Source organism: Clostridium folliculivorans (assembly GCF_024341905.1).
GTDB classification, from domain to species: Bacteria; Bacillota; Clostridia; order Clostridiales; family Clostridiaceae; genus Clostridium_AR; species Clostridium_AR folliculivorans.
In genome coordinates this window covers 1-287 of the sequence record NZ_BQXY01000048.1, presented here as the reverse complement: position 1 = coordinate 287, position 287 = coordinate 1, and the positions used below count along the sequence as shown (strand labels likewise).

General features: G+C 39.7%; 2 tRNA genes. Both read right to left on the bottom strand.

The window, feature by feature from the left end:
* Positions 1-112: 112 nt before the first annotated feature.
* Positions 113-189 (bottom strand) — tRNA-Ile (locus tag OCU55_RS23845).
* 5 nt (positions 190-194) lie between these two features.
* Positions 195-270 (bottom strand) — tRNA-Ala (locus OCU55_RS23840).
* Between the last annotated feature and the right edge of the window lie 17 nt (positions 271-287).

The window sequence follows — 287 nt, the reverse complement described above, 5'->3', positions numbered from 1 at the left end:
GTTACAAATTTGCTGATCTACTAAAAATACTAGCGTGCATTTTAGTAGTCAATTTATTACAAAGATTAGTAAATATCTTTACTTTAACTTATGTGCAATTTTCAAAGAACAATGGTGGGCTTAAATGGACTCGAACCATCGACCTCACGCTTATCAGGCGTGCGCTCTAACCAACTGAGCTATAAGCCCACAAATGGTGGAGATAAAGAGATTCGAACTCTTGACCCCCTGCGTGCAAGGCAGGTGCTCTCCCAACTGAGCTATACCCCCATATGTGTATATTAAAT